Genomic DNA, 22619 nt, shown 5'->3' on the forward strand with positions numbered 1-22619 from the left:
TGCGGTGACAATCTCCTACGGAACTGCGCCAGCCTAGAACCGGTGATGTGTGGGCCATGCGAAACCGGACCCGGCCGGTGATCGGCAGCGGCGGCCGGGCCGCCCTGGCGCCATGCAAACAACAACGCCAGCCCGGAGGCTGGCGTTGTTCGTCTACTTCAGCGCGGCTTAGAAGCTGCGCGGGCCACGTGGCTTGTTGAAGCCATCACGACGCGGCGGACGGCTGTCGCGGTCGCCGCCGGGGCCACCCGGACCGCTGCGACGCGGAGCTCCCGGGCCACCCGGACCGCCCGGACCACGCTTGTCGAAGCGCGGCTTGAACGGACGCGGCGCCGGATTGACCTCTTCACCGGCCGCCAACGGGCGCATCTGCAGCTGCTGGCCGGACACCCAGACCTTCTGCAGGTGGGTCAGCACGTCCGACGGCATCTGTGCCGGCAGATCCAGCAGCGAGAAGTCGTCGTGGATGTCGATACGACCGATGAAGCGGCTTTCCAGGCCGGCTTCATTGGCGATGGCGCCGACGATGTTGGCCGGCTTCACGCCATGCTGGTGGCCCACCGAAATGCGGTAGGTCTCCATGCCCTGCTCCGGTGCACCGCGCGGCGGCACGTCACGGCGCGGGCGCTGCTCGAAGCCACCCTCGGCATCGTCACGACGCGGGCCACGCTCGAAGCGCGGGCCGCGCTCGTTGCGGTCGCCACGTTCCGGGCGCTCAGTGCGCTCGAAACGCTCGCGCGGCGCACGCTCTTCGCGCGGTGCACGCACCGGCGGCTGCAGCAGGAACGGGGTGTCGCCCTGCATCATCTTCGCCAGTGCGGCGGCCACTTCGATGGCCGGCACGTTCTGTTCGGACTCGAAACGCTCCAGCAGCTGGCGGTAGAAGTCCAGGCCGCCCTGGCCCAGCGTCTCGGTGATGCGCGAGGTGAACTTGTTGATGCGGTTGTCGTTGACCGCTTCCACGCTCGGCAGCTGCATTTCTTCGATCGGCTGGCGGGTCGCACGCTCGATCTGGCGCAGCATGCCCTTTTCGCGCGGGGTGGCGAACAGGATTGCTTCACCGCTGCGGCCAGCACGGCCGGTACGGCCGATGCGGTGCACGTAGCTTTCGGTGTCGTACGGGATGTCGTAGTTCAGCACGTGGCTGATGCGTTCCACGTCCAGGCCACGAGCGGCCACGTCGGTGGCGACCAGGATGTCCAGCTTGCCTTCCTTCAGCATGGCGATGGTGCGCTCACGCTGCGCCTGCTGCATGTCACCGTTGATGGCGGCAGCGGCCAGGCCACGGGCCTGCAGCTTGCTGGCCAGTTCCTCGGTGCCGGCCTTGGTGCGCGCGAAGACGATCATCGCGTCGAACGGCTCGACTTCGAGGATGCGGGTCAGCGCGTCCAGCTTGTGCATGCCGCTCACCCACCAGTAGCGCTGGCGGATGTTGGCCGAGGTGGTGGTCTTGGTCGCGATGGTGACTTCGACCGGGTCCTTCAGGTAGGTCTGCGCGATACGACGGATGGCCGGCGGCATGGTGGCCGAGAACAGCGCCACCTGGCGCTTCTCCGGCAGCTTCTTCAGCACCGCTTCGACGTCGTCGATGAAGCCCATGCGCAGCATTTCATCGGCTTCGTCCAGCACCAGCGTCTTCAGCTCGGACAGGTCCAGCGTGCTGCGGTTCAGATGGTCGATGACGCGGCCGGGGGTACCGACCACGATGTGCACGCCGCGGCGCAGGGCCGTCAGCTGCTGGCCATACGGCTGGCCGCCGTACACCGGCAGCACGCGGAAACCGGGGATCTTCGAGGAATAGGACTGGAACGCCTCAGCAACCTGGATGGCCAGCTCGCGGGTCGGGGCCAGCACCAGGGCCTGCGGCTTGATCTGCTGCAGGTCGATGTTGGACAGCACCGGCAGCGCGAAGGCCGCGGTCTTGCCGGTACCGGTCTGGGCCTGGCCCAGCACGTCGCGGCCTTCCAGCATCGCCGGGATGGTGGCAGCCTGGATCGGCGACGGCGTTTCGTAGCCGATGGCAGTGACAGCCTGCATGACAGAATCGGACAGGCCGAGCTGCGCGAACTGCAGCTGCGCTTGGGTTTCTTGGGACATGGGGAACTCCGAAGGCACTGCCACGAGCATGGCAGGCGAAAAAAAAGGGGGATTCCGCGCTTTGGGCGCCCTTCTTATCGCGTGCCCTGGCGCTGCTCGGTTGGAGCTGAGGTTTTACTCGCTCAGAGCGGAATGATACCGCACTGTGCCTGAACAAGGTGTACAGGAAGCCAACGGCATGCCTTTACGGCCCGCCGTGGCGCACAATAGGCGCCCATTTTACCGCCGCGGGCCCTGTCCTGCAGCGCCTGCCCCAGGAAACCCGTTCCATGCAGATCCTCGAATTCGACCTCGACGGCGATTACGTCGAACTCAAGCAGTTGCTGAAGCTGGCCGACCTGGTCACCAGCGGCGGCGAAGCCAAGATGGTCATCAGCGAAGGTCTGGTGCTGGTCGATGGCGAGGTCGAGCTGCGCAAGGCCTGCAAGATCCGCGCAGGCCAGGTGGTCGAGTTCAACGACAGCCAGATCCGCGTCCTGGCCGCCGCGTAAGTCACCGCGTGGCCGTCAGGCCACGCGCTGGGTCAGGTGGGCGGCAATCAACTGCCGGAACGGTGCCACCCCCTGCGCTACCCGCAACCCGGCCGCCCGCAACAGGCGCGCCGGACGGCGGTCGTCGGTATACAGGCTGGCAATCGCATTGGTCGCTTCATACAGCGGCCGCGCCGCCAGCCGATGCCCGCGCTGGTAGCGGCCCAGCATGCCGGCCGCGGCGATGTCCGCTCCGCGTCGCTGCTGCTCGGCAATGCCCTGCGCCAGCCGCTGCGCGCTGGCCAGGCCCAGATTGAAACCATGTGCGGTGACCGGGTGCATGCCCACTGCGGCATCACCGATCAGTGCCGAACGTTCGCCGACGAAGCGGTGCGCATACACCCCGACCAGGGGATAGGCCTGTGGCGTGGCCACCGGCTGCATGCGTCCCAGGCGGTGTTCGAAGAAGCCGCTGATGGCCTCCCCGAACGCGATCTCATCCATCGCCAGCAGCGCTTCGATCTGCCGCGGCGGCAGCGTGATCACCGCCGATGCCTGGCCTTCGTTGAGCGGCAGCAGCGCCATCGTGCGGCCATAGCCGAACCACTCCCACGCCGTGTGGTGGTGATCGCGTTCGACCTGCATCCTGCAGACCAGCATCGATTTGCCGAAGTCACGCATCTGCGCACCGATGCCGAGCATGCGGCGGGTGCCGGAGAAGCGACTGTCGGCACATACCAGCAGCCGCGCATGCAGCTCGCTGCCATCATCCAGGCGCACCACGTGGCCCTGGCTGTCGGCGCATACCGCCTGCACCTTGCGGCCATCAAACAAGTCCAGCCCTTCCTGGCCCTGCACCGCCTCCCAGGCCGCGCGGCGGATCAGATGGTTGGGCACCAGCCAGCCCAGCGGCTGGCCATCTACCTGGCTGCTGGCGAAGGTCAGCGCGAAGGGCGAACCTCCGTTCAGCACCCGCGCGTCGCGCAGTTCGGCAACCTCGGCTTCGGGCAGGCGCTGCCACAGGCCAAGCTGTTCCAGGCTTTGCCGCGAGGCATGGGTCAAGGCGATTTCGCGGCCGTCGAAGGCCGCCTCGGCCAGGGCCTGGCGCGGCTGTGCCTCGACCAGCCCCACCTGCAGGCCAGTGCTGGCCAGCGCGCGCGCAAAGCAAAGCCCTGCCGGTCCGGCACCGATCACCACCACGTCCATCCTGCGCATGCGCGCCTCCTGCCGTTGATCCAGTCGCGGCCAGCATAGCGCCGCGTGCCTGACCGGCCTTGATCTGGATCAGCTGCGCGTCACAGCAGCGCGAACACCATCGCCAGGATCGCCACGATCGACACCAGCCAGACCAGGCTGCGCACATAGGGCACGCCGGCTGCGTACAGCGGCAGGTAGACAACGCGTGCCCAGAAGTAGACCTGCGCCGCCAGCGCGGTGGTGTCGCTGCCACGCCCGGCCACCACCACCGCAATCGCTGCGGCGGCGAAGAACGGGAAGGTCTCGAAGAAGTTGGATTGCGCCCGCTGCAGTCGTCCAGCCAGTGGACTCAGCGGCTTGGACGAGTCGTCACGTGCGGAGGCGTTCCATTTCATCCCGCGCTCGCGGGTGACCACGGTGGAGGCGGCAAAGATGTAGACGAAACCCAGCAGCATCGCCCACGCCAGCATCGTCAGTTCGGTGGCCATCGTCGATCTCCGTCAGGGGCTGGATGCGCGCAGGCTGTAGCCGGCCAAGCGCCAGGTCTGGTCTTCGTCGAAGCGGAACGACACCAGCTCGCGTACCGGCTGCGCGCTGTTGGCGAAACGGGTCGGGAAGCTGACGTTGATGTACAGGCCCTCGGGCACGGCAGCACCTGCAGCGTATTTCACGCGGGTGATGGTCGGCTGGCCACGCCCGGCCAGCGCGCCAAGACGCGTGCGGTCTGCGGCAAGCTGGCTGACGAAGGCCGCCTTGGGCACTGCGCGGCGGGCAACCGCCGAGGCGCCGTCCCACAACTCACCGGCCCGATTGGCGTCGACCAGTTGCGCGGCCTTCAATGCGGCACTGCCCATTTCCGCGTCCTGTTTCTGCACCTGCGCCTGCTGCGCCGGGCTCAATGCCGGCGCGGCAGCAGTGGCCGGCTTCGCGGCCGTCGGTGCGCTCGGCGCGGGGCGAGCCGGGGCCGGTGCAGGCGTGGCCGGCGCCGGCGTTTGCGCCAGTGCAGCCAGGGGCAACAGGGACAGCAGCAGGAGCACGCGCTTCATGGACACCGCCGGTTCGATGGAAAGAACCGCAGTCTACGCCAGCGCAGTGAGTGGGCCGTCAGCGCGCTTGCACGCTGCCTTCCACCGCACCCGCCTCGGCCTGCCCCGCCGGTGCCGCCGATGCCGCGGGCAGCTGCTCGGCCACCGGCGGCTGCTCCGGCGGTGCCGGTGGCAGCGTAGCCACGTCGATCTCCGACAGCGGGCTTTCCTCCGGGCACACCGGGTCGGGGAAGCCGAAGCGCTGCTTCAGCGACTGGCCACAGCTGTTGATCGATTCCATGTCGGCACCGTCGCGCTTGCACTGCTGGTCGAACGCCACCAGGAACGCATCCTTGCGCTGCACGAAGTCGTCGCCGCAGGTACGCATCTGCTTGATCCGCTCCAGGTCGTCCTGCACGGCGTTGGTCCCGTCCAGGCCGTACTGGCGAAGCTCTTCGGCAGTCAGCAGGCGCAGGCTGCGGTTGGGCACGGTCATCATCAGGTCGGCCACGCCTACCGCCACGCCATTGCGCTGCAGATAATCCTTCACGTTGTCATAGACCTCGTGCAGCTCGCGGTTGAGTTCCGCGCGCGAAGTGGCCTTGGAACTGATGCGCATCATGCGGTGGATGCCGACCTTGCCGGTCAACAGGCGGTTGTCGCCGGCAGCCAGCACGAACACGCAGGCGCTGTGGCAGATCGAGCCCTCGCGCACCCAGATGGTCCAGCCGGATTCGCCGATGCTGTCGCCGGCAACGATGGCCGATTCCACCTGGCCACCGCTGGAATCCAGATCCAGGATGCGCTTGTGGATCTGCAGCTCGTCGGCGACCACGGCCAGCCGCCACATCATCTCGGCAAACCCGGGGTTGATCTTGCCGTTGTAGCGCACGCGCAGCAGGCCACGCTCGGCGCACGGCGCCAGCGCCTGCTTCAGCTGTTCGCGCTGCAGGCCTTCCAGTTCAATGCCATCGCCGCCGTCGCCGGCGTAATCGGTGGTGCAGCTGACCCAGGCCTTGCCGTTTTCCAGCTGCGCCTGCGGCCAGGGCCGATCAGCCCGGCTGCGTGCCTGTGCCGGCGGTGGCGGCGCATCGGCGGCATTGATCGACACCATGTTTTCGCCATCGCTGGCCGGAGCCCGCGTGGCCTTGTCGGCAGCGGTTACGTTGCCAGGGTTCTCCAACTGGCTGCAGCCCGCCAGGGCCAGGCACAACAGGGGCAACCAGCGGAGTTTGGCGGACATCGGGCAACCGGATTCAGACAGGCAAGAACCACAGTCTACCCGTCCACGACGCGCATTCAGCGCCCGCCACTGAACCTGTTCTGACCCTCTGCCCCTGTCATTTCCCGTCCCAACGTCATCCGACATCCCCTCCACGCATGTCGTGGATCTACCGTATCAACCAAGGTCGCCCCCCCACCAACAGCCGCGTGAAACTGTCGAAGGCGGGGTGGGTCCGGTTGCAGGGGTGTCCGCGGCATGGATGCCGCGGCCAAGCTTACAGGGGTGAGGGCGCTTTGCTTGCGACGCACTGCTTCGCAAGCGCCCGAACGCACAGCCGCCAGCGGCTGGGCCGGGCCCCGGAGGGGGACTTGCAGCGTCCCCTGCAACCGGCCCCACCCCGCCATCCCACGGATAGCCCGCTGTTGCTGTTGCTGTTGAGGGTGCCGGGCGCAGCCCGGCCAAGCCCCTCCAGCATCCATGTCCGAATATGGCGAGTACTACCGCCCGCAGGCGCCTAGACTGGCGCCATGGATACCGCACTCGCCCTCGACACCGCCGCATGCGACCGTGCCCGCCTGGCCCGCGATGCACGCTTCGACGGCGTATTCTTCACCGCCGTGCGCAGCACCGGCATCTACTGCCGGCCGGTGTGCCCGGCGCCGCCACCGAAACCACGTAACATCACCTACTACCCCACGGCTGCTGCCGCTGCGTCGGCCGGCTATCGTCCCTGCCTGCGCTGCCGCCCCGAGCTGGCCCCGCTGGCACAACAGGCGCTGGCCGGACAGGCCGTGCAGCGTGCCCTCGCGCTGATCCATGCCGGCTTCCTGCAGGACCAGCCGGTGGCCGAGCTGGCGGGAAAGATCGGCCTCAGCGCACGCCAGCTGCAACGCCTGTTCGTCGAACGGCTGGGCGCAACGCCAGGGCAGATCCACGCAACCCATCGCCTGCTGCTGGCCAAGCAGCTGCTGACCGAAACCACGCTGCCGGTGACCGACGTGGCACTGGCCGCTGGTTACAACAGCCTGCGCCGCTTCAATACGGCGTTCCTGCAGGGCTGCGGCATGGCGCCCACCGTACTGCGTCGCCAACACCATCCGCTGGCCGCCGACGATGGCGGGCTGGTGCTGCGCCTGGGCTATCGACCGCCGCTGGATTTCCCCCGCATGCTGGCCTTCCTGCGTAAGCGCAGCCTGCCCGGCATCGAACTGATCGGGGAAGACAGTTACCAGCGCGTGTTGGGCACAGCCGAGCGCCCCGCCCTGCTGCGCGTCACCGCCGACCCGAAGCGGCCCGAGCTGCGCCTGCAACTGGGCGCGGTCGACCCACGCCTGATTCCGGACATCGTGCGCCGCGTGCGCCGTGTGTTCGACCTGGACGCCGACCTGCAGCAGGTGCACGCAGCGCTGGGCGACGAACCGCTGTTGGCGCGCGGCATCGCCGAGCGCCCCGGCCTGCGCGTGCTAGGCGGATGGGACGGCTTCGAGGTGGGCGTGCGCGCGGTACTGGGCCAGCAGGTCAGCGTGGCCGCGGCCACCACGTTCGCGCGCCGGCTGGTCGATGCCTACGGTGCGCACCTGCCCGGCATGCCGTCCGAATTCGACCGTCAGTTTCCAGCGCCGGACGTACTGGCCGACGCGCCGCTGGAATCGATCGGCCTGCCACGCAGCCGCGCCGCCACCGTGCGCGCCCTCGCCGCAGCCTGCGCGAGCGGCCAGCTGGACTTCGGGCCGGGGCAGGCACTGGAGGAATTCGTCGCCCGCTGCGTGGCCCTGCCCGGCATCGGCCCGTGGACGGCGCAGTACATTGCCCTGCGCGGGCTGGGCCAGCCTGATGCCTTCCCCGCCGGTGACCTGGTGCTGCAGCAGGTGCTGGGCCACGCGCAGGGCCAGCGTCTCAGCGAACGCGCCACCGAGGCCCGTTCGCAATCATGGCGACCATGGCGCGCCTATGCCGTGCTGCATCTGTGGCACCTGTCCGGCACTTTCGTTGGAGAACCCTCATGAACCTGTTGTTCGATCGCTTCGATACACCAATCGGTGAACTGACCATCGCCGGGGATGAGAATGGCCTGGCCCACGTTCTGTTCCCGGAAAACCGCCATCCTGCGCGCGGCCGCGAGCACTGGCATTACGCGCCCGGCGCATTGCCGGAGGCGCGCGAACAGTTGCTGCAGTACCTGCACGGTGAGCGCAGCGGTTTCGACCTGGCGCTGGCACCGCATGGCACGCCGTTCCAGCTGCGCGTCTGGCATGCGCTGGCGTTGATTCCCTTCGGCCAGACCTGGAGCTACCTGCAGCTGGCGCAGCAGCTGGGTCAGCCGACGGCGACCCGTGCGGTCGGCGCGGCCAATGGCCGCAATCCGTTGCCGATCGTGCTACCGTGCCATCGCGTGATCGGCAGCAACGGTACGTTGACCGGTTTCGGTGGCGGCCTGGAAACCAAAGCAGCGTTGTTGCGGCTGGAGCAGCGACAGGCACCGCTGTTTGCATGAGGGTTGGAGGCAGGGCTGCGCCCTGCACCCGCTACAAGCCAGAGCAACGTCAACGTCAACATCAACGTCCAAAGCGGGCTATCCGTGGGTGGTCGGGGCGGTGTCGGCTTGATTCGTTCCGGTAGATCCACGCCGTGCGTGGATGGAAGCATCCGCAATCTGTCTGGAGAAAAGCCCCCTTGTTGTTCAAGAGGGCGCGCCAAAAGCGCGGGGATAAGGTGAAATGCGCGGACACACCAGCGCGCCACAGGCGCGATGGCGTGTCTTGGGTACGTCATTGCTGCGGATTATCATGACCGGATGACTTCCGTACGCCTGACCTGCACGCTGGCGCTGCTGCTGCCCCTGGCCGCATGTACCACCACGCCCTCGCCTTCGACAACCATCGCTGCACCTGCCGCGGAGGCGAATACGCCGCCCGCCAGCCCGCCGAAACTGTTGCTGATTTCCATCGATGGCCTGCGCGCCGATGCGTTGGATCGCGGGCTTACCCCGAACCTGCAACGGATCATCGATGGGGGCGTGCGTGCGCGCTGGATGACGCCCTCCTATCCCTCGCTCACCTTCCCCAACCACTACACACTGGTCACCGGCCTGCGTCCGGACCACCACGGCATCATCAACAACAGCATGGACGATACCGCGCTCGGTCGCTTCGCGCTGCACGACCGCACTGCGGTGACCACCAGCGGATGGTGGGGCGGTGAACCGATCTGGGTCGGTGCCGAGAAGGTCGGTGTGCGCACCGCCACCACCTCATGGCCGGGCAGCGAAGCCGAGATCCAGGGCACACGGCCCAGCCAGTGGCGTATTTACGATGCCAAGGAACCGCTGGGGCAGCGTGCGCAGACGGTGCTCGACTGGCTGTCGCAGACCGATGCCGATGCGCCGCGCCTGACCACGCTGTACATGGAGCACGTGGACAAGGCCGGCCACAACTTTGGCCCCGAATCCAGGCAGTACACCGAGGCCATCGTGCACGCCGACCGGATCATCGGCCAGGTACTCGATGGCTTGCAGCAGCACGGTCTGTCCGACAGCACCAACGTGATCGTGGTCTCCGATCACGGCATGGCGCCGGTACCGGAGGGCCAGGTGATCGCCCTCGAATCGATGGTTGACCCTGCCATCGCGCGCAACGTCAGCGCAGGCCAGTCGGTCGGCTTCGCGCCGGAGGTGGGACGCGAAGCAGAGGCCGAGCGTGCCCTGCTCGGTCGCCACGCACACTACGAATGCTGGAAGAAGGAGAACCTGCCGGCCCGCTGGCATTACGGCACCCATCCGCGCGTGCCTGCCATCGTCTGCCAGATGGATGAAGGCTGGGACGCGCTGACGCGCGAGAAGATCGCCAAGCGCGAGCACGCCGATCGCGGCTCCCATGGCTACGACAACGCGTTGCCGTCGATGCGCGCAGTGTTCGTCGCCCGTGGCCCTTCATTCCGGCAAGGCCTGGTGATCGACGGTTTCGACAATGTCGACGTCTACCCGCTGCTGGTGCACCTGCTGCAGGTGCCGGAAGCGGCCAACGATGGCAACGCGCAGACGCTGCAGAAAACCCTGCGCTGATCGCGGCGCCATGCCCTGGCCATGGTCAAAAAAAAACGCGGCGCCGAGCGCCGCGTTTTTCTCTGGACCGGTCGGTCGGCGGATCAGCCGGCCTTGGCCACTGCCTTCTTGGCCACAGCCTTCTTCGCCGGAGCCTTGGCCACGGTCTTCTTGGCAACCGGGGCGGCGGCGCCTACGGCGACCTTGCTCGCGGTGTGCGAACGGGCGTTGCCGTAGCTGGCGTTGTAGCGCTTGCCCTTGGCGGTCTTGCGGTCACCCTTACCCATGTCTTCAACTCCTCAAATGTGAAATCTGGTTACCCCGTACTGACACGGGTTCGGCGGGGCCGCCTTGCTGGGCGCCCCCGCGCACGATCGGAAAGCCTACCACGTAGCGCCTAGTGCGCGCAGCTGGCGTCATGCACGTGGCCGTGGTTCAGGCGCAGGTTGACCAAGTGCGCGATGCCGACCAGCAGCCCGCCCAAGGTCATCACCACCGCATGCGGCACCGCGTTGTGGTGCAGCGGGTCGTACAGCACGCCGGCCCACAAAGCGACCAGGCCGGGAATCAGAAACGCCAGCGCACGCAGCGCGCCGTGCCGCCGATAGCCCCAGACCAGGCTGAACAAGCCCAGCAGGGTCACGAACACCACCAGCGCCTTCTCCACGCCATCACTGAGCCAGAAAGACAGGCCCAGCGAGGGGGCAGCGGCCAGCAGCAGCGGAATGACCGCGCAATGCACCGCGCACAGCATCGAACCGGTGGCGCCGAAGCGATCGAGCAGGTGGCGCAGGCGTGAGGGCAAAGGCATGACTTCCAGCAGGGCGGCGAATCGTTATGGAATAATATAACATCGATCCCCGAACCGCACGGTTCTCTCCCCCTGTCCCGCCGACGGGATTCGTGCGCCACCCGATTGATATATTGTAACAAAGGACCGCCCATGCCCTCCCACCACCCTCGTTTCAAGCCGCATTCCCTGGCCCTGGCGCTTGCTGCGCTGCTGCCCTCCGTCGCCTTTGCAGCCTCCGACGATGATTCGCATCGTGACCGCCACCTGACCGAGCTGTCCTCGGTGCAGGTCACGGCATCGCCGCTGCAGGGTGATGCCGAATCGCTGGCGCGCCCGGTTGAAGTGCTGGCCGGTGAGCGCCTGGACGAGCAGAAGGCCGGCACCCTCGGCGACACCGTCGCCAAGCTGCCCGGCGTGCAGAGCACCTTCTTCGGCCCCGGCGTCGGCCGCCCGATCATCCGTGGCCAGGAAGGCCCGCGCGTGGCCGTGCTGTCCAACGGCATGGGCAACATGGACGCCTCTACCGTCAGCGCCGACCATGCCACCAGCATCGAGCCGTTCCTGGCCGACCAGATCGAAGTACTGAAAGGCCCTGCGACGCTGCTGTTCGGCAGCGGCGCGATCGGCGGCGCGGTGAACGTGGTCGATGGACGCATTGCGCGCGAACTGCCGGACCGTCCGCTCAGCGGCCGCGCCGAGCTGCGTGGCAATTCGGTCAACGACGAACGCAGCGGCATGTTCCGCCTGGACGGCGTGAGCGGCAATGTCGTGCTGCACGTGGATGGCCTGGTGCGCAATGGCGATGATTTCCGCATTCCCGGCTACGCGGTGATCGACGGCCTGGAAGACCACCACGATGACCACGACCACGCGGGCGAGGAAGGTGAAGAGCCGCGTCGCGGCCGCCTGGACAACAGTTCCATCCGCACTCGCGCCGGTGGCGTCGGCGCCACCTGGCTGGGCGAAGGCGGCTACTTCGGCGCCTCGGCCAGCACCTACCGCACCAACTACGGCATCCCCAACGGCGCCCACGTGCATGCTGACGGCGATGGCCACGACCATGGTCACGACCACGACCATGGCGAGGAGGAGGAAGGTGAAGAGCACGACGTGCGCATCGACATGGTGCAGAACCGCTTCGAGACCAAGGCCGGCACCTACAACCCGGTATCGTTCCTGAAGAACGTCAACGCGCGCGTGGCCTACACCGACTACGAACACGTGGAGCTGGAAGCCGGCACGCCGTCCACCCGCTTCACCAACCGCGGCATCGAAGGCCGCCTGGAAGCGGTGCAGCAGCAGATCGGCGGCTGGGACGGCGCCTTCGGCCTGCAGTTCGGCAACAGCGATTTCGGCGCCAAGGGCGAAGAAGCGTTCGTGCCCGATACCGGAACCAAGAACATCGGCCTGTTCGTTCTGCAGGAAAAGCAGTTCGGCCCGTTCAAGCTGGAACTGGGCGGTCGCCACGACCAGGTCAAGCTGGACCCCACCGGCGATTACCGCCGCCGCAAGTTCGACGCGACCAACCTGTCGGCCGCCGGTATCTGGAAGCTCAACGATGCGGTCGACCTGCGCATCGGCGTGGACAGCTCCGAGCGTGCACCGACCAATGAGGAGCTGTACGCCGCGGGTGCGCACATCGCCACCCGTTCGCTGGAAATCGGTGATGCCAACCTGAAGACCGAGCGCGGCCAACGCATTGAACTGGGCATCCACACCCACAGCGAGCGCCTGGACTTCTCTGCCGCGATCTACCAGACCAGGTTCAAGGACTTCATCTACCTGGCCGACACCGGCATCACCGAAAGCCTGCCGGTGCGCAGCTGGACCCAGCAGGACGCGGTGTTCAAGGGCGCCGAGGCCGAAGCGCTGGTGCACCTGTTCGAAGGCGGCGCCGGCGATTGGGACCTGCGCGTGTTCGGCGACTACGTACAGGCCAAGCTGGACGGCAACGGCAGCCGCACCCTCGACATCGCCGTGCCGCACGGCGACCACAACCACAACTACAGCGTGGAACTGGCCAACACCGGTTACCTGCCGCGCATCGCCCCGGCCCGTGTCGGCGCCGACCTGCGCTGGGCGAAGGATGGCTGGCGTGCCTCGGTGGGCGCGGTGCGTTACAGCCGGCAGAAGGACGTTGCGCAGAACGAGGAGCCGAGCAACGGCTACACCCTGGTCGATGCGCACCTGGCCTACCGCTGGGACCGCAGCGACAGCAACAGCTACGAGTTGTTCCTGGATGGCAGCAACCTGACCAACCGCGAAGTGCGTCCGCATACCTCGCTGCTGAAGGATTACTCGCCGCTGCCGGGTCGTGGTGTCGCCTTCGGGATCCGCGCGTTCTTCTGATGAGGCATCCACGCATGGCGTGGATCTACTGAAGTGCATCCGCGCGTGGTGTGGATTTACTGACTTTGACGGCGGCATGCTGTCGTTCTCTCCCGGGGGGCCAGGTTGGCCCCCCGTCTTTTTTGATGACCTCGATCGACCCTCACGCATCCGTCACAAAGATGTGCGTACGACAACAAGCGGACAATCCCGTCGCCATTCGTCTCTCGCCATCCGGACATTTGTGTCCGAAAATGAAGCCATGACCACCCAACGCGCCGATGCCGCTGCCCGCCGAGCCCTCATCCTCGATGCTGCCGACCATGTGTTCGGCCAACACGGCGTTACCGCGCCGCTGGACCTGGTGGTCGAGCGTGCCGAAGTCGGCCGCGCCACCCTGTATCGGAATTTTCCTGACCGCACCGCGCTGATCCAGGCGCTGCTGCAGCGCACGGTCGACCGCATCCGCCGCCAGGTCGAGCAGCTTGGCGACCGCGACGACGCCCTGTTCGAAGTGTTCGAGGGTATGGCCCAGCGCATCGTCGATTCGCCGGCACTGGCCGATTACTGGCGCGCGGTCGATTCGGACGTGCCGGCCATGCGCACCGCACGCGAGACCGTGCGCGACCTGCTGGAAGCCCCCATCGCCCGCGCCAAGGCCGCTGGCCTGTGCCGGCCCGACCTGGAGAAGACGGATATTTCACTGATCTCGGGCATGCTGGGGGCGGCCCTGCGCGGCAAGACCCGCGATGAGCGCGCCCAGCTGGCCGGGCGTGCCCTGCAGCTGCTGCGCGGGGGACTCCAGGGAGCAGCCAACGGGGAACGCTGATGGTGCAGCCGTACCTCAAGCCGGTTCCGGATTGGGAGGAGCACGAGAAGCCGACCATGCCCGGTTCGGCATCGATGCCCTGGCACCCGCCCTATCGGCGTGCAGCCTATGCACTGGTGTCGTTGCTGGTGGCCGTCACCGGTGGCCTTGGCAACGCGCTGGTAACGGCCAACCTGCCCTTCCTGCAGGGGCAACTGGCACTCACTCCCACTCAGGGCAGCTGGCTGGTGGCTGCCTACGCCATGGTCAACGTGACCGCCAACCTGCTGGCCTTCAAGTTCCGCCAGCAATACGGCATCCGCCTGTTTGCCGAGATCGGCCTGGGGCTGTACGCGGCGCTGGCGGTGCTGCACCTGTTCGTCGGCAGTTTCGAGACCACCATGCTGACCCGCGCCGCCAGCGGTTTCGCCGGCGCGGCCTGCTCGACGCTGGGGACGCTGTACATGCTGCAGGCGCTGCCACGGCGATTCACCGGCAACCTGCTGGTGATCGGCGTCGGCCTGTCGCAGCTGGCGGTGCCGATTGCCTGGATCGTCTCGCCCGGCCTGGTCGATACCGGCCAATGGCACCAGCTGTATTCGTTCGAAGCGGGGCTGGCGCTGTGCGCGTTTGCCGCCGTGGTCGTGCTGAAGCTGCCGCCGGGCATCCAGGTCAAGGCCTTCGAACCGCTGGATTTCCTCACCTTCGCCCTGCTCGCGCCTGCCGTCGCCCTGCTGGTGGTGGTGCTGGCCCAGGGCTACACGCGCTGGTGGTTGAACACGCCGTGGCTGGGCTGGGCGCTGATCGCCTCCATCGTGCTGACCACCACCGCACTGATCATCGAACACTACCGGCGCAACCCGCTGCTGCAGATCCGTTGGCTGTCGACCCTGCCGGTGATGCACTTCATCGTCGGCGCCTTCCTGATCCGCTTCCTGACCACTGAACAGTCCTACGGCGTGGTCAACCTGATGCGCACCCTGGGCATGGGGCCGGACCAGATGCGGCCGCTGTTCGTAGTGATCCTGGCCGGGGTGGTCACCGGCATCGCCGGTGCGTCACTGACCTTCGGCCCGAAGCGCCTGATTGCGCAGTTGCTGATGGCGATCCTGCTGCTGGGTGCCGCCGCGTTCTTCGACCAGCACCGCACCAGCCTGGATCGCCCGCACGACTTCTACATCAGCCAGTTCCTGGCGTCGGTGGGCGCCGGCATGTTCATGGGCCCGCTGATCATGCTCGGCATTTCCGCCGCGTTGAAACAAGGCGTGGACCACATGATCACCTTCCTGGTGACATTGTCGATCACGCAGACGCTGGGCGGACTGGCCGGCTCGGCCGTGCTGGGAACATTCCAGCTGCATCGCGAGCAGCTGTATTCCAGCGCGCTGACCAGCCAGCTTGATCCAGCCGACCCGGTGGTGGCACAGCGCCTGCGCATCCAGCAGCAGCTGTACGCAGCGCAGATCACCGACCCGGTGCTGCGCAGTGCCCAGGGCAGCGCGCAGCTGGCGCAGACCACCCGCCGCGAAGCCAACGTGCGAGGCTTCAACGATGTATTCACCCTGAGCGGCTGGCTGGCAATCGGTTTCCTGTGCTGGTTGCTGCTGCTGTCGCTGCGTACCGCCGTACGCAAACAATGGCGCAAGCGCCATCCTTCCTCCCCCGCTGCGGCTGCGACCGCGGCACCGCGCTGAGTCCACCGCCATGCCTCCCGTCCCGCCCCGTCCAGACGACACCGACGCTGCCGAGAACGTCACCCCGCCGCCRCCCACCGATGCGGCACCGGCGGCGACGCCTGCCGCGCCCGCCGCCGCGCCGAAGTACCTCAAGCCGAGTTCGCGCAGCGTGGTGGTGATGGTGGTGGTGGCCCTGCTGGGCATCGCGCTGATCCTGCGCGCCTGGCACCTGTGGCCGTTCACCAGCAGCGTGATGGTGACCGACAACGCCTACGTGCGCGGGCAGATCACGGTGATGGCGCCGCAGGTGAACGGCTACGTGACCGACGTGCTGGTGAAGGACTTCCAGCACGTGAAGCAGGGCGAGCCGCTGCTGCGCATCGACGACCGCATCTACGCGCAGCGGGTGGCGCAGGCGCAGGCCACGCTGGACAGCGCGCGCGCGGCCCTGGCCAATTCGGACCAGTCGCAGGCGCAGAACCGCGCGCAGATCGCTGCAGCGCAGGCCACGCTGTCGGCCGGCCAGGCCGAGCTGCAGCGCTCGCGCAACGAGGCCAAGCGCTACGAGGAACTGGCGGCGCAGCAGCTGGTGTCGATCAACGACCGCGACAAGTTCCGCACCAGCCAGGCCTCGGCGCAGGCCAGCGTGCAGCAGTCGCAGGCGCAGATCCGCATCGCCGAAGAAACCCTGGTCTCGACCCAGGTCTCGCGCAAGAGCCTGGAAGCGCAGGTGGAAAGTGCGCAGGCACAGCTTGAGCTGGCCCGCATCGACCTGGCCAATACGGTGATCCATGCGCCGCGCGACGGGCAGATCAGCGAAGCCAGCGTGCGCGTGGGACAGTACGTAGCCGCCGGTTCGCAGCTGCTGTTCCTGGTGCCCGACGCATTGTGGGTGGTGGCCAACTACAAGGAAGGCCAGACCTGGCAGATGAAGATCGGGCAGCCCGCCTCGTTCTCGGTGGATGCGTTCCAGGGCCAGGTGCTGCGCGGACGGGTGGAGCAGATCGCGCCGGCCACCGGATCGGAGTTCAGCGTGCTGCGCCCGGACAATGCCAGCGGCAATTTCACCAAGGTGGTGCAGCGGCTGCCGGTGCGTATCTCGATCAACGGGGACCAGGAACTGGCGGCGCGGTTGCGGCCGGGCATGTCGGTGATCGTGCGGGTGGATACCGCGACCAAGCCGATGGACTAGGGCGCCGGCCCGGTGGAGTCGAGCCATGCTCCATGCTCGGCTGCATTGTTGTGAAATGGGGTCAGATCCTTTGCCACTGGCAAAGGGATCTGACCCCAATCCCGAGGAAGCCGACCAGCGGCCGGCCCTACCCTCGCATCAACCTGCGCAGCGGGCGCAGAGTCCGTGTACTTCCAATGTCTGTGCCTGCGGTTGGAAGCCGAGCTCCTTGGCCCGCTTTTCCAGCTGGGTCACGATCTCGCGGTCTTCCAGTTCCACCGCGCTGTGGCAGCTGTTGCAGATCAGGAACGGCACCGAATGGGCCGCACTGCTGGGGTGGTGGCAGGCCACGAAGGCATTGACCGATTCCAGCTTGTGCACGAAGCCATTGGCCATGAGGAAGTCGAGCGCGCGGTACACGGTGGGCGGGGCGTCAGCACCCACACCCTTGCCGTTGCGCACCCACTCCAGCAGCTCGTAGGCCTTGACCGGCTTGCCGGCCTCGGCGATCAGCTTGAGCACGTTGGCGCGGATGGGGGTAAGGCGCAGCCCGCGCTCGCGCGAGACACGCTCGACCACCGCCACGAAATCAGAAGCGTCGTGGACATGGTGGTGCGGGGCCGTACAGGCGGTTTTGGCGGACATGCGCGTTCTCCAGTTCGGGCGTGGGCCGCAGGGCTCAGGCCGTTGCTACCTTGGTGATGGCCACATCGATGCGTTTCAAGGCCTGCTCGCGGCCGGCCAGGTACACGGTATGGGAAATGTCAGGGCTGACCTGGGTGCCGGTGATGGCCACGCGCAGCGGCTGGGCGACCTTGCCCATGCCCATTTCCAGCGCGGCGGCTGCATCGTGCAGGGCCACGCCAACGGCTTCGGCGGTCCACTCCGGCAGGGCCGCCAGCAGCTCGCGGGCCTTGCCCAGCGGCAGTTCCGCACCGACCTTGAAGTGCTTGGCCACGGCCGCTTCATCGTATTCGTTCAGCGGCTGGTACCAGACCACGGCCTTCTCGGCCATTTCCTTCAGGGTCTGCACGCGCTCGCGGAGGGCGATCACCACGTCCACCGGCGCCGGGCCAGCGGCCACATCCAGGCCCAGCTTCTGCAGCTGGTAGACCAGGTGCGGCACGATCGCGGCCGGCTCCTCGGTCTTCAGGAAGTGCTGGTTGACCCAGCCCAGCTTGGCCATGTCCAGGCGCGAGGCCTTGGAATTGCAGTCCTTCACATCGAACAGGTCGATCAGTTCCTGGCGGCTGAACAGTTCCTGGTCACCGTGCGACCAGCCCAGCCGGGCCAGGTAGCTCAGCAGTGCATCAGGCAGGTAGCCGGCGTCCTTGTACTGCATCACGTCGGCCGCGCCGGTGCGCTTGGACAGCTTGGCGCCCTGCTCGTCCAGGATCATCGGCATGTGGCCGAACTTCGGCACCGGTGCGCCGATGCCTTCGTACAGGTTGATCTGGCGCGGGGTGTTGTTGATGTGGTCGTCGCCACGGATGACTTCGGAGATCTTCATGTCCCAGTCGTCCACCACCACCGCGAAGTTGTAGGTGGGGTAGCCGTCCGGCCGGAAGATGACCATGTCATCCAGCTCGCTGTTGGCGATCTCGATGCGGCCCTTGATCAGATCATCGAACACCACCGTGCCTTCAAGCGGGTTCTTGAAGCGGATGACGCGGTTCGGGTCGTCCCTGTACGGCAGGGCCTGCTCGCGGGCAGCGCCGTTGTAACGCGGCTTTTCCTGCCTGGCCATCGCGGCCTCGCGCATGGCGTCCAGCTCTTCGCGGGTCTCGTAGGCGTAGTACGCCTTGCCGTCGGCGATCAGCTGCTCGGCCACTTCCTTGTACCGGGCGACGCGCTCGGTCTGGTAGAACGGGCCTTCGTCGTAGTCCAGGCCCAGCCACTCCATCGCCTCCAGGATCGCATCGATCGCGCCCTGGGTGCTGCGTTCACGGTCGGTGTCCTCGATGCGCAGCACGAACTCGCCGCCACGATGGCGGGCCTCCAGCCAGCAGTACAGCGCGGTGCGGGCGCCACCGATATGCAGGTAGCCGGTGGGACTGGGGGCGAAGCGGGTGCGGCAGGTCATGGAGGGCTCGAGGAACGGGTATCCCCCGATTTTACCAGCCCTCCGCCCCCTGCGGAAAAAGGGGGCGGAGGGGGTCAAGTCGCTATTGCCGCGCTTCCGGGAGAACGCCGATGCAACGGAGGGGAAATACGACTTGATCCCCTCCGTCCCCTTTTCAGGGCTCGGGCTTGCGCGGGAACGGCTGCTCGCGCATGGCGGCGTGGTAGGCGAAGGAGGCGACGATGGCGGCGGCCTGCTTCAGGTCTTCCGGTTCGGCGTGGTCCCAGGTGTCCAGGTGGCTGTGGTGGACGTTGCTGAAATAGTCCAGCTTGTCCTGGATGAACTGGAAGCCCGGCAGGCCGATGCGATCGAAGCTGATGTGGTCGGTGCTGCCGGTGTTGCGGGTGGCCACGGTGGTTGCACCCACGTCATGGAACGGGGCGAGCCAGGCTTCGAAGATCGGCATCGCCGCCAGGTTTTCCTGTGCGTAGATGCCACGGAAGCGGCCCGAGCCGTTGTCCATGTTGAAGTAGACCTGGAACTTGCCGTAGTCGCGGGTCTTCTGCAGGGCACCGGTCGGTTCGCGCAGCGAGGCCGGCAGCGCTTTCTGCGCCGGGTCGGTGGGCTCGGGGAATCGACCGAAGTGCTTGGCCACGTAGGCCTGCGAACCGATCAGTCCCTGTTCCTCGCCACTCCACAGCGCAACCCGGATGGTGCGCTTGGGCTTGGCGCCGCTGGCCTTGAGGATGCGCATGGCCTCCATCATCACCGCCACGCCGGCGGCGTTGTCGGCCGCGCCGGTGCCGCTGTGCCAGGAATCCAGGTGCGCGCCGATCATCACCACCTCGTCCGGCCTGCTGCTGCCACGGATCTCGGCCAGGGTGTTGTAGCCGGGCTGGTCGGCCTCGTCGGTGAAGCGTGCGGCCACATCCACGCGCAGGCGCACGCTCTGCTTGGCTTCCAGCGCGCGTACCAGCGGATTGAAGTGCTCGGCGATCATCGCCAGTTCGGGAATGCCGACCGCTTCGCCGGCCTTGCGCGAGCCGCCACCGGCCACGCGGATGATGCCGTTGTCCCAACTGCTGATGCTGATCGAGGCCAGCGCGCCTTCTTCAACGAAGAATGCGTTGACCTTCGCCGCCAGCGCCTGCTTCTCCTGGTATTCCTTGACCCGCTTGGCGCGGTCGGCGGCCACGTCCTTGTCCTTGGGCAGGGTGAATTCCTGCAGGCCTTCCAGCGAGGTGGCGTCGTGCCGGTGCGAATCGGCGTCGGTGCCGCGCTTGTATTCGCGTGCCTCGCCCAGCAGCAGGATCTTTCCACGCAGCTTGCCGCGATATTTCTCGATGTCCTCGGGCTTCTTGATGTCCACCTGCAGCAGGTCGCCCTCGACCGGGCCGTTGGTGCCCGGCGTCCACGCCTTGGGCAGCGCATGCAGTGGCTGCACGCGATCGCCCAGCATCTCCACGCTGGCCGAGGTGAATTCCCAGCCACGGCCGAATTCGTCGAAGGCTTCGTCATGGACATTGTCCAGCTTCCATTCGCTGAACTTGCCGCGGGTCCAGGCGTTGGCACGCCCCATCGCCGGCGAATTGGTCAGGCGCGGCCCGATGCGTTCGGTGAGGTAGCTGAAGGTATCCATCACCTGCGACTTGTGGAACGCCTGCTGGCGGATCTTGCCGACCATGTCCAAGTCCACCGGCTCGCGCTGCTGCGCCACCGCATTGCCACCCATCGCCAGCGCTACTGCCAGCACGCCCCACTTCAGCCCGCTCCACGTCAACACGCCGCACCCCTGCCCTTCGGCTCGATCATCATCCGGTCGAGTCTAGCCAGCCGGGGGCCCCGGCCCCCGTCCCATCGGTCATGGGCATCTGGTAGATCCACGCCACGCGTGGATGGGCCTTCCCACCGAAGAGCGGTGCGGACCAAGGTCCGCCCACCAGAGGCCCCGTAGATCCACGCCATGCGTGGATGGGCCTTCCGCTGTCACCCCTTCCACCCCAGCCACAGCTGCGCGCGTTCGGGCAACAGCAGCAGCCAGTGCCGCTGGTCGATGCTGCTGCAACCAAACACCGCCGCATGTTCCGGCCAGTCTGCCGGCAACCCGTCGATGCCGATCTCCGACAATGCCGCCGCCCCGGCCTTCCATGGCCGGTAACGGGGCACCTTGCCGGCGAGCGCGCCGCGTCCGTGCCGCGCCTCCCGCAACCAGTCCAGCCCGCGCCGGTGCAATCCTTCGCAGGTGACGGCGGCCAGCTGGAAGCGGACCAGGCCGGGCGCGATCCGTGCCCCCGGCAAGGCCGCCAGTACCCCATGGGCCTGCAGCAGTGCATCCACCTCCAACAGCGCGGGAATGCCCTGTCGTGCCCGTTGCTGCAATCCTTGGCGCCAGCCCATGGCGTGCTCCTTACTTCTGCTCGGCCAGGGCGTACCAGTCAACCCGACGGGTCACCCACATCGCCAGCGCGAGGATCACGAACAGCAGCAGCGACCCCATCAGCAGTGCATTGTTTTCCGAGACCAGCAGCCCATACAGCGCGCCGTACAGCACCGTCAGCATTGCGGCGAAGCCCAGGCCCCGCTTCCAGTGACCCAGCACATTGGCCAGGTACACCGCCTGCAGGCTGATGCAGGCCAGCGCGGAAACCAGGTAGGCCTGCCAGAAGGCGATGTGCTCGGACAGGCTGATCAGCAGCAGGAAGAAGATCGCCAGCGCCAGGCCGACCATCAGGTACTGCAGCGGGTGGATGCGCAGCGACTTGATCAGTTCGAACAGGATGAAACCAACGAACGTCAGCACCACGAACAGCACGCCGTACTTGGAAGCGCGGTCGGCCTGGGTATAGGTATCGACCGGGTCGACCAGCGAAACCTGCACCGCCTGCGCATCCAGGTCATCGCCCTCGCGCAGTCGCTGCTGTGCGTCCGATGCCAGCGAGGACACGGCCCAACGTGCATCGAAGCCCTGCGCATCCACACGCCGCTCGTTCGGCAGGAATGCACCGGCAAACGACGGGTGCGGCCAGCTGGACCGCAGCGCGATCTGGTTGTCATCGCCCACCGGCACCACCGACAGCGAGCGGCTGCCATCGAGCTGCAGTTCCAGTTCCACGCTGCTGGCCGCCAAGGTGCCTCCGGTGCGGGCAATGCCGGCAATCGGTGCATGCAGCCCACGGCCCAGTGCGGATGCGCCGGCCACGCCCGGCAGCAGCTTGACCTGCTGCCCATCAACCCGCAGGTTCGGCGTACCGACCAGGCCACGCGCATCGGACACGCCCAGCGCAATGTAGGCGTCGCCATAGGTCATGCCATCGTGCTCCGGGTAGTCGTCCTCGCTGAAGGTCGCCTTGAGCTGGCCATTCCAGCTGTATACCGGCACCTTGAACAGGCCGACCGAGCGCTGGCTGGGCAGCAGCTCGCCACTGATCTGCAGGGTGGCCGGCGGCTGCAACCAGTAACCCTGGGTGGTCTGCAGCTCCGTCTTCTTGTTGCCCTGCGCATCGACCACTTCCACCTGCTCGCGCTTGGACCATGGCACCACGCGCACCGGCCCGACCACGCGCTGGGTACCGGCACGGCTTTCGGCCACCCGCGAGTAGGCCTCTTCGCGATAGGCGCTGCGCTCGGTGATGACGCTGCGGATCAGGAACAGCGGGATCAGCAGCAGCAGGATCAGGCCGCCGACAATGGCGAACCGCAGCAGCATCTTCAGGGATTTCATCGTCCGT

The 22619-nt window shown here is 67.0% G+C and carries 20 protein-coding genes; 8 read left to right on the forward strand and 12 right to left on the reverse strand.

The genetic code is table 11. The annotated features are described in order from the left end of the window. Positions 1-168: 168 nt before the first annotated feature. Positions 169-2097, reverse strand: a complete 1929-nt coding sequence (locus tag AB4Y98_RS03405; RefSeq protein ID WP_025877722.1) for a DEAD/DEAH box helicase — start codon at positions 2095-2097, stop codon at positions 169-171. Positions 2098-2366: 269 nt separating this feature from the next. Here AB4Y98_RS03405 and AB4Y98_RS03410 point away from each other — a divergent pair, with 269 nt between their 5' ends. Next, complete coding sequence (locus AB4Y98_RS03410; protein WP_025877723.1) at positions 2367-2588, forward strand: RNA-binding S4 domain-containing protein; 222 nt, start codon at positions 2367-2369, stop codon at positions 2586-2588. 15 nt (positions 2589-2603) lie between these two features. On the opposite strand, the gene ubiM is transcribed toward AB4Y98_RS03410, so the two are convergent. The 4 genes from ubiM to AB4Y98_RS03430 all read right to left on the reverse strand — a co-directional run bounded on the left by ubiM (position 2604) and on the right by AB4Y98_RS03430 (position 6032). Continuing rightward, entirely contained in the window at positions 2604-3782 is a 1179-nt protein-coding gene (gene ubiM / locus AB4Y98_RS03415) for a 5-demethoxyubiquinol-8 5-hydroxylase UbiM (protein WP_442243770.1), read from the reverse strand. Positions 3783-3862: 80 nt separating this feature from the next. Beyond that, positions 3863-4252: an MAPEG family protein gene (locus AB4Y98_RS03420; protein WP_312112989.1), complete on the reverse strand. Its 390-nt coding sequence runs from the start codon at positions 4250-4252 to the stop codon at positions 3863-3865. Positions 4253-4264: 12 nt separating this feature from the next. After that, positions 4265-4810 carry a DUF4019 domain-containing protein gene (locus tag AB4Y98_RS03425; RefSeq protein ID WP_032975755.1) on the reverse strand — a complete coding sequence of 182 codons (546 nt, stop codon included), beginning with the start codon at positions 4808-4810 and terminating at the stop codon, positions 4265-4267. A gap of 58 nt (positions 4811-4868) precedes the next feature. Continuing rightward, a complete protein-coding gene (locus AB4Y98_RS03430; protein WP_442243771.1) occupies positions 4869-6032 on the reverse strand; it encodes a hypothetical protein in 1164 nt (387 codons plus the stop codon). Between the two features lie 509 nt (positions 6033-6541). Here AB4Y98_RS03430 and AB4Y98_RS03435 point away from each other — a divergent pair. From AB4Y98_RS03435 to AB4Y98_RS03445, 3 genes are all read left to right on the forward strand, one after another. After that, positions 6542-8020: an AlkA N-terminal domain-containing protein gene (locus AB4Y98_RS03435; RefSeq protein ID WP_442243772.1), complete on the forward strand. Its 1479-nt coding sequence runs from the start codon at positions 6542-6544 to the stop codon at positions 8018-8020. Next, positions 8017-8508: a methylated-DNA--[protein]-cysteine S-methyltransferase gene (locus AB4Y98_RS03440; protein ID WP_025877732.1), complete on the forward strand. Its 492-nt coding sequence runs from the start codon at positions 8017-8019 to the stop codon at positions 8506-8508. Before AB4Y98_RS03435 ends, AB4Y98_RS03440 begins: the two co-directional genes overlap by 4 nt. 300 nt (positions 8509-8808) lie before the next feature. Next, positions 8809-10074 (forward strand): alkaline phosphatase family protein, encoded by a 1266-nt coding sequence (locus tag AB4Y98_RS03445; RefSeq protein ID WP_442243773.1) that lies wholly within the window; start codon positions 8809-8811, stop codon positions 10072-10074. 83 nt (positions 10075-10157) lie between these two features. Here the strand turns inward: AB4Y98_RS03445 and AB4Y98_RS03450 are convergent, their stop codons facing one another. Further along, a complete protein-coding gene (locus tag AB4Y98_RS03450; RefSeq protein ID WP_025879339.1) occupies positions 10158-10340 on the reverse strand; it encodes a 30S ribosomal protein THX in 183 nt (60 codons plus the stop codon). Between the two features lie 110 nt (positions 10341-10450). Beyond that, positions 10451-10864: a MerC domain-containing protein gene (locus AB4Y98_RS03455; RefSeq protein ID WP_025879338.1), complete on the reverse strand. Its 414-nt coding sequence runs from the start codon at positions 10862-10864 to the stop codon at positions 10451-10453. Positions 10865-10996: 132 nt separating this feature from the next. On the opposite strand from AB4Y98_RS03455, the gene AB4Y98_RS03460 reads away from it, so the two are divergent. The 4 genes from AB4Y98_RS03460 (at position 10997) to AB4Y98_RS03475 (ending at position 16850) form a co-directional block, all read left to right on the forward strand. After that, positions 10997-13195 carry a TonB-dependent receptor gene (locus AB4Y98_RS03460; RefSeq protein ID WP_442243774.1) on the forward strand — a complete coding sequence of 733 codons (2199 nt, stop codon included), beginning with the start codon at positions 10997-10999 and terminating at the stop codon, positions 13193-13195. Between the two features lie 241 nt (positions 13196-13436). Continuing rightward, positions 13437-14003 carry a TetR/AcrR family transcriptional regulator gene (locus AB4Y98_RS03465; protein WP_223494609.1) on the forward strand — a complete coding sequence of 189 codons (567 nt, stop codon included), beginning with the start codon at positions 13437-13439 and terminating at the stop codon, positions 14001-14003. Further along, on the forward strand, positions 14003-15676 hold the full coding sequence (locus tag AB4Y98_RS03470) for an MFS transporter (protein WP_442243775.1): 1674 nt from the start codon (positions 14003-14005) through the stop codon (positions 15674-15676). The genes AB4Y98_RS03465 and AB4Y98_RS03470 overlap by 1 nt, the downstream gene beginning before the upstream one ends. A 10-nt stretch (positions 15677-15686) precedes the next feature. Next, entirely contained in the window at positions 15687-16850 is a 1164-nt protein-coding gene (locus AB4Y98_RS03475) for an HlyD family secretion protein (RefSeq protein ID WP_059063548.1), read from the forward strand. Positions 16851-16988: 138 nt separating this feature from the next. On the opposite strand, the gene AB4Y98_RS03480 is transcribed toward AB4Y98_RS03475, so the two are convergent. From AB4Y98_RS03480 to creD, 5 genes are all read right to left on the reverse strand, one after another. Continuing rightward, positions 16989-17474 (reverse strand): Fur family transcriptional regulator, encoded by a 486-nt coding sequence (locus AB4Y98_RS03480; RefSeq protein ID WP_025879333.1) that lies wholly within the window; start codon positions 17472-17474, stop codon positions 16989-16991. Positions 17475-17508: 34 nt separating this feature from the next. Continuing rightward, on the reverse strand, positions 17509-18912 hold the full coding sequence (gene gltX / locus AB4Y98_RS03485) for a glutamate--tRNA ligase (RefSeq protein ID WP_442243776.1): 1404 nt from the start codon (positions 18910-18912) through the stop codon (positions 17509-17511). A gap of 154 nt (positions 18913-19066) precedes the next feature. Continuing rightward, a complete protein-coding gene (locus AB4Y98_RS03490) occupies positions 19067-20623 on the reverse strand; it encodes a M28 family metallopeptidase (protein ID WP_051562478.1) in 1557 nt (518 codons plus the stop codon). 254 nt (positions 20624-20877) lie between these two features. Continuing rightward, the gene (locus AB4Y98_RS03495) at positions 20878-21288 is read right to left on the reverse strand and encodes a hypothetical protein (RefSeq protein WP_442243777.1); all 411 of its coding nucleotides are present in this window, start codon (positions 21286-21288) and stop codon (positions 20878-20880) included. 10 nt (positions 21289-21298) lie between these two features. Then, complete coding sequence (gene creD / locus AB4Y98_RS03500; protein WP_312110418.1) at positions 21299-22612, reverse strand: cell envelope integrity protein CreD; 1314 nt, start codon at positions 22610-22612, stop codon at positions 21299-21301. Between the last annotated feature and the right edge of the window lie 7 nt (positions 22613-22619).

Source organism: Stenotrophomonas sp. 2YAF26, assembly GCF_052114625.1.
GTDB lineage: Bacteria > Pseudomonadota > Gammaproteobacteria > Xanthomonadales > Xanthomonadaceae > Stenotrophomonas > Stenotrophomonas indicatrix.

Coding starts and splice junctions, on each gene's coding strand:
- AB4Y98_RS03405 (WP_025877722.1), bottom strand. CDS start 2,097: ATGTCCCAAGAAACCCAAGCGCAGCTGCAGTTCGCGCAGCTCGGCCTG.
- AB4Y98_RS03410 (WP_025877723.1), top strand. CDS start 2,367: ATGCAGATCCTCGAATTCGACCTCGACGGCGATTACGTCGAACTCAAG.
- ubiM (WP_442243770.1), bottom strand. CDS start 3,782: ATGCGCAGGATGGACGTGGTGGTGATCGGTGCCGGACCGGCAGGGCTT.
- AB4Y98_RS03420 (WP_312112989.1), bottom strand. CDS start 4,252: ATGGCCACCGAACTGACGATGCTGGCGTGGGCGATGCTGCTGGGTTTC.
- AB4Y98_RS03425 (WP_032975755.1), bottom strand. CDS start 4,810: ATGAAGCGCGTGCTCCTGCTGCTGTCCCTGTTGCCCCTGGCTGCACTG.
- AB4Y98_RS03430 (WP_442243771.1), bottom strand. CDS start 6,032: ATGTCCGCCAAACTCCGCTGGTTGCCCCTGTTGTGCCTGGCCCTGGCG.
- AB4Y98_RS03435 (WP_442243772.1), top strand. CDS start 6,542: ATGGATACCGCACTCGCCCTCGACACCGCCGCATGCGACCGTGCCCGC.
- AB4Y98_RS03440 (WP_025877732.1), top strand. CDS start 8,017: ATGAACCTGTTGTTCGATCGCTTCGATACACCAATCGGTGAACTGACC.
- AB4Y98_RS03445 (WP_442243773.1), top strand. CDS start 8,809: ATGACTTCCGTACGCCTGACCTGCACGCTGGCGCTGCTGCTGCCCCTG.
- AB4Y98_RS03450 (WP_025879339.1), bottom strand. CDS start 10,340: ATGGGTAAGGGTGACCGCAAGACCGCCAAGGGCAAGCGCTACAACGCC.
- AB4Y98_RS03455 (WP_025879338.1), bottom strand. CDS start 10,864: ATGCCTTTGCCCTCACGCCTGCGCCACCTGCTCGATCGCTTCGGCGCC.
- AB4Y98_RS03460 (WP_442243774.1), top strand. CDS start 10,997: ATGCCCTCCCACCACCCTCGTTTCAAGCCGCATTCCCTGGCCCTGGCG.
- AB4Y98_RS03465 (WP_223494609.1), top strand. CDS start 13,437: ATGACCACCCAACGCGCCGATGCCGCTGCCCGCCGAGCCCTCATCCTC.
- AB4Y98_RS03470 (WP_442243775.1), top strand. CDS start 14,003: ATGGTGCAGCCGTACCTCAAGCCGGTTCCGGATTGGGAGGAGCACGAG.
- AB4Y98_RS03480 (WP_025879333.1), bottom strand. CDS start 17,474: ATGTCCGCCAAAACCGCCTGTACGGCCCCGCACCACCATGTCCACGAC.
- gltX (WP_442243776.1), bottom strand. CDS start 18,912: ATGACCTGCCGCACCCGCTTCGCCCCCAGTCCCACCGGCTACCTGCAT.
- AB4Y98_RS03490 (WP_051562478.1), bottom strand. CDS start 20,623: ATGGGTGGCAATGCGGTGGCGCAGCAGCGCGAGCCGGTGGACTTGGAC.
- AB4Y98_RS03495 (WP_442243777.1), bottom strand. CDS start 21,288: ATGGGCTGGCGCCAAGGATTGCAGCAACGGGCACGACAGGGCATTCCC.
- creD (WP_312110418.1), bottom strand. CDS start 22,612: ATGAAATCCCTGAAGATGCTGCTGCGGTTCGCCATTGTCGGCGGCCTG.